The 5,271-nt window shown below is 75.0% G+C and carries 4 protein-coding genes and 1 pseudogene; 3 read left to right on the top strand and 2 right to left on the bottom strand.

The features are described from left to right. A pseudogene (locus ACFC02_RS41525) lies at positions 1 to 1,039 on the bottom strand (CHAT domain-containing protein); the annotation flags it as partial. Between the two features lie 134 nt (positions 1,040 to 1,173). Between ACFC02_RS41525 and ACFC02_RS41520 the strand changes: the two are divergent. The 3 genes from ACFC02_RS41520 (at position 1,174) to ACFC02_RS41510 (ending at position 3,744) form a co-directional block, all read left to right on the top strand. After that, a complete protein-coding gene (locus ACFC02_RS41520; RefSeq protein WP_376368053.1) occupies positions 1,174 to 2,610 on the top strand; it encodes a S8/S53 family peptidase in 1,437 nt (478 codons plus the stop codon). Between the two features lie 70 nt (positions 2,611 to 2,680). Continuing rightward, entirely contained in the window at positions 2,681 to 3,259 is a 579-nt protein-coding gene (locus ACFC02_RS41515; protein ID WP_360971712.1) for a sigma-70 family RNA polymerase sigma factor, read from the top strand. After that, positions 3,256 to 3,744 (top strand): hypothetical protein, encoded by a 489-nt coding sequence (locus ACFC02_RS41510; protein WP_376368051.1) that lies wholly within the window; start codon positions 3,256 to 3,258, stop codon positions 3,742 to 3,744. Before ACFC02_RS41515 ends, ACFC02_RS41510 begins: the two co-directional genes overlap by 4 nt. A 27-nt stretch (positions 3,745 to 3,771) precedes the next feature. On the opposite strand, the gene ACFC02_RS41505 is transcribed toward ACFC02_RS41510, so the two are convergent. Continuing rightward, positions 3,772 to 5,055, bottom strand: a complete 1,284-nt coding sequence (locus ACFC02_RS41505; RefSeq protein WP_376368049.1) for a cytochrome P450 — start codon at positions 5,053 to 5,055, stop codon at positions 3,772 to 3,774. Positions 5,056 to 5,271: the final 216 nt, after the last annotated feature.

The following is a 5,271-nucleotide window of genomic DNA, read 5'->3' as shown; positions in this document are numbered from 1 at the left end:
CCAGCTGCCCGGCCACCGCCGCGGCGTCCGCGACCAGCCGCCCGGAACGGCGCCCGGTGGCGGCCCGCGCCTGAAGCAGCACCAGCCGGGCGTGCGCCGCCCACCAGGCGCGCCGCTGCCCGCCGAACAGCCGCACCGCCGCCGCCGCCCGGTCGATCGCCGTGTGCGGGTCGTCGGCCAGCCGGGCCGCGCGCGCCGCCACCAGCAGCAGCTCGGCCTTGCGGGTCGACTGGCCGCCCAGCCGGTCGAGTTCGGCGATCGCGGTGTCCGCCTCGGCCAGCGCCTCGGGCGCGAGACCGGCTGCCATCAGCACCTCGCAGCGCCGGATGTTCAGCATGAACGTCGGCGTGCCCAGCTTGGCGTACCGCTCCTCGGCCTCGTCCAGCAGCCGCAGCGCCGCGGGCACGTCACCGCGCCTGAACGCCGCGAGCCCGCGGCTCTCCACCGCGTCCGCCTTGTCGTGCTCCTGACCCGTGGTGTCCCACAGCGCCTCGGCCGCCGTGAAGTCGGCGTCCGCCCGCTCCACCGCGCCCAGCGCCAGGTGCACGGTGGCCCGCAGGGTCAGCGCCCGGGCCGTCCAGATCACGTCGTCGGCCTGCCGCAGCACCCCCACCGCCCGGCGTACGTCCTCCAGCGCCTCCCGGTGGCGCCCCAGCACCCACCACACGTACGCCCGCCGGTACCTGACCCGCGCCCGGGTGTGGCCCGTGCCGCGCGCCACGCCCCGCTCGAACGCCGCGAGCCCCTGCCGGGTCCGGCCGGCGTGGACCAGCGCGACCCCGAGCGTGGCCAGCACGTCGGCCTCCCGCTCGGCCGACCCGGCCCGCGCCGCCAGGTCCCGGGCCCGCCGCAGATGCCGCAGGGCCAGGCGCAGGTCGCCGAAGTCCCGCTGCCAGATGCCGATCACCTGGTGCGCCACCGAGGCGGGCAGCGGCGCGGGCCGGGCGTCGAGCAGCGCGCGGGCCCGCGCCAGCGCCTCGCCGGGGTCAGCGAACACCATCGGCAGCAGTTCGAGCTCCGATTCGCTTCCCGCTGTCACCTACCGGATGGTAGTGGTCCCCGAGCGGCCCCGGAACCGCGTCCCCGGGCTCCCGAGCCGCGGCGGATGTATCAACCGGGGGCCTCGCGGCTCTGACTGACGAACCACCGTCCCGACGGGAGGACACGCGCGCCATGGCACCACGGCGATTCCACGAGCAGTTCGCGCAGATCCAGCGCTCGATGCCGGGCGTTCCCCTGGCCATGGGCCCGGACGACTCCGCCGAGTTCTTCTACGAGAAGGGCGTGGTCCTCGCGCGCGACGGCGAGGAGGCCCACCTGGTCGAGGACACGGTGCGCACCCACTTCGCCGCGGCGCCGGAACTGGCCGCCGACCGGGTGCGCCGGGCGAGCCCGCAGAGCAACCGCACCGGCATCACGCGGATCCAGGTCGGCGACCCCGCGCACGGTGACGCCGGCGGCGACCTCGCCGTCGCGCACGCCCTGCGCGCCCTGCGCGAGCACGAGGGACGCGCCGGACGGCGGCTGGTCAGCCGCAACCACGTGGTGTCCATCGCGGTCAACGCCTGCCCCGGTGACGAGCCGGTGCCGGCACCCCTCGCCGCCGGCACCAACCCGGCGCCCGAGGGCACCCGGTACGACCCCGACACCGCCGTGGCCGTCCTCGTCGTCGACACCGGCCTCATGCACGACCACGGCGCCGCCCCGCTGCTCGCCCACGTCCGGGGCGACCGCCAGATCCAGGAGACCGACGACGACGGCGTACTGGAGCAGTACGTCGGCCACGGCACGTTCATCGCCGGACTGATCGCCGCGGTCGCCCCCGACACCGACATCACCGTACGCGGCACCCTCGACGACGCCGGCGCCGTCCTGGAGTCCGACTTCGGGCACCGGTTGTTCGAGGCCGTCGACGCGGGTGGCTGGCCCGACATCATCAGCCTCTCCGCCGGCACCTCCAACGGCCGCACCGACGGCCTGCTCGGCGTGGACGCCTTCATGCGGGAACTGCGCCGCCGGGGCACCCTCCTGGTCGCCGCCGCCGGCAACAACGCCAGCGCCACGCCCTTCTGGCCCGCGGCCTACGCCGACCTGCCCGGCTACGCCGACTCGGTCCTGTCGGTCGGCGCGCTGCGCTCCGACGGCGAGCACGGCGCGTGCTTCAGCAACCACGGCCACTGGGTGAAGGCGTACGCCCCCGGCGAGCGCCTCACCAGCGTCCTCACCGGCTTCGACAAGCCCGTGCCCTACGTCTACCGCCACTCCACCTACGACGCCTGCCGGTTCGGCTTCCACTACGCCTGCACCTGCCAGTCGCCCCGGCACGCGGGCCTGTTGAGCGAAGGGGGCGACAACGCCCCGGCCAAACCGGACCAGGTGATGTTCGAGGGGTACGCGCACTGGAGCGGAACCTCCTTCGCCGCCCCCGTGGCCGCCGGCATGGTCGCCGCCCACATGACGGCCCACGGGGAACGCGACCCGAGAGCCGCCTGCCGGCACCTCCTCGCCTCGCACCGGCAGTACGCGGAGGTGCGCGGGGCGCACGTGCCGGCGCTGCGCCCGCCCACCTGGCGCCCCGTCCCCGTCCAGCGGTCGGCACCGCCGGTATGAGGACCCCATGAGTACCGGAACCCTCCCCTCCACGGCGTACGATGACAGGCCGTACACGAGGGGTGAACCGGTGGACCGTGCAGATGTCGGCGTGCTCGTCCAGTCCGCGGTCGACGGTGACGCGGCGGCCTGGAAAGCACTGGTGGAGGGGATGAGTCCGCTGGTGTGGTCGGTGGTGCGCGCGCACCGGCTCTCCGACGCAGACGGGCACGAGGTGTACCAGACCGTCTGGCTCCGCTTCGCCCAGCACCTGGGCCGGATCAGGGAACCCGACAAGGCGGGCTCGTGGCTGGCGAGCACCGCCCGCAACGAATGCCTCAGGACGCTGCGGAGCCTGAGCCGGCTGACCGTGACGGACGACCCCCACCTGCTGGACCGGGTCAGCGAGGACGGGACGCCGGAACAGTCGCTGCTCGACGCCGAGGAGGCCGCGGCGCAGAGCGAGCGGATCCGGCGGCTGTGGCAGGAGTTCGAGCGGCTCGGCGACCGCTGCCGCCAGTTGCTGCGCGTCCTGATGGCCTCGCCGCCGCCCAGCTACCAGGAGGTCTCGGCCGCGCTCGGCGTCGCCGTGGGCAGCATCGGACCTCTGCGCCAGCGCTGTCTGCGGCGCCTGCGCGCACGACTCGACGACGCACGGGGGACTTCGTGAACGACCACACCGGCACCCACGACCACGACCGCGCGGACGGCGGCTTCGGGGAGGCGGAGCAGGACCTGCTGGAGGAGGAACTGCGGCAGGCCGCAGCCGTCCTCGACCCGGTCCCGGACGAGCTGCGCCAACTCGCCCTGGAGGCCTACGCGCTGCACGACCTCGACGCCCGGATCGCCGCGCTGACCTTCGACTCGCTCCTGGACGCCATCCCGGTCAGGGGCGCCGCGGACGTGCCGCGGATGCTGACCTTCCAGGCCGGTGAGCTGACCGTCGACGTGGAGGTGAGCGCAGAGGGGCTGCTGGGGCAGGTGATGCCGCCGCAGCCGGCCCGGATCGAGGTGCTCCACGGCCCGCGGCCCGGTGCCCGGCTCACCGCCGACGGCCTCGGCCGCTTCGCCGCCCAGGCGCCGCCTGCCGGCCCGTTCGCGCTGCGTCTGCACACGGACTCGGACCTGGTGGTCACGGAGTGGCTGCGGGCGTGAGCCGTGCGGGGGCGCCGTCGGCGGTCCTCACCAGGTGACCGGCAGGCTCTGCGGGCCGCGGATCATCGTCCCGCGGCGCCAGGCGACCCGGGCGGGCGGCACCGCGAGCCGCAGCCCCGGCAGCCGGTCGAGCAGGGTGTCCACGAGCAGTTCGGTCTGCAGCCGGGCCAGGACGGCGCCGGTGCAGTAGTGCGGGCCGTTGCCGAAGGCCAGGTGCGGGTTGGGGTCGCGGTCGGGGTCGATGACGTCCGGGTCGGGGAAGACGTCCGGGTCGCGGTTGGCGGCCAGGTAGGAGACGTAGACGGGATCGCCGGCGGCGATGCGCACCCCGTGCAGCTCGATGTCCTCAAGGGCGATCCTGGCCAGGCCCACGGTGCTGCGGTGCGGGATGTGGCGCAGCAGCTCGTCCAGGACCGGGCCGCGCTCGGCGGGCCGTTGCCGCATCCGGGCCATCAGCTCGGGGCGGGTCAGCAGCAGGTACAGCATCTGCCCGCAGTTGTGCGTGACGGCCTCGCCGCCGATCTGCAGCGGCCCGGCCAGGCCCACCGCCTCCTCCTCGCTGAGGTCGCCCCGGCCCACGGCCGCGCCGAGCAGCGACAGCACGTCCTGGCCGGGGCTGTCCCGGCGGGCCCGGATCGTCGCGGCGATCCACCCGTACATGCCCTCCTTGGCACGGTCGGCGGCCTCGGCCCCGCCGCACATGGAGATGATCTGCCGGGTCCAGGTGTGCACCTGCTCCCGTTCGGCGGGTGGTACCCCCATCACCTCCGCGACCACGGCGATCGGGAACGGCTCCAGGACCTGCTCCACCAGGTCCGCGGGCGGTCCGGCGCGCAGCACCGGTGCCACGAGCGCGTCCAGGAGTTCCTGCGCGCGGGGCCGCAGCCGCTTCATCGCACCGACGGTGAAGGCACCGGCGATCGGCCTGCGCAGCCGGTTGTGGTCGGGCTGGTCGGCCCAGGCGAGCGAACCGGGACGCGGCTTGAAGTGCGGGGCCAGCCGCGTCACCTGGCGGCCGGTGACCTCGGTGCGGCTGAAGCGCGGGTCGTTCGTGATCAGTTTCACGTCGTCGTAGCGGGTGGCCAGCCAGGCCCAGCCTTCGCCGTGGGGCAGGCGTATTCGGATGATCGGTCCCTCGCGCATCAGCGCGGCGAGCACCGGGTCGAACTCGGGGCCGTCCAGGTCCAGGGCGGGCCACTCCCGCACCGAGGGCGGATACGGGGCCGGCTGCTCGACGGTGATCGGCACGGCCCGGGCGGCAGGCCGCAAAGCCACCCGGTCGGGTGAGGGCGTGGTGATCTCCTGGGTCATGCATCCACCCTCACCGCGACCGGGCCGCTTGTCGCGGGGGAGTGCTCCAGCCGTGCGGTAGCGGGGCGTTGTCCGTGGGGTGCGGCAAGATCGGAGGTCACGTCGGTGGATCTCCGCCGAAGGCCGGGGGCCGGGGACGGAAACCGTGCCCGGCCCGCGGAGCGCTCCGCACCGGGCCCGGCGGACGGCTCCGCCCCGGCCCGCGTGGTGCGGGCC

Source organism: Streptomyces sp. NPDC056160 (assembly GCF_042268205.1).
Classification (GTDB): domain Bacteria; phylum Actinomycetota; class Actinomycetes; order Streptomycetales; family Streptomycetaceae; genus Streptomyces.
Note: the sequence above shows the minus strand (reverse complement) of the source record. Positions and strands in the feature narration are given on the sequence as shown.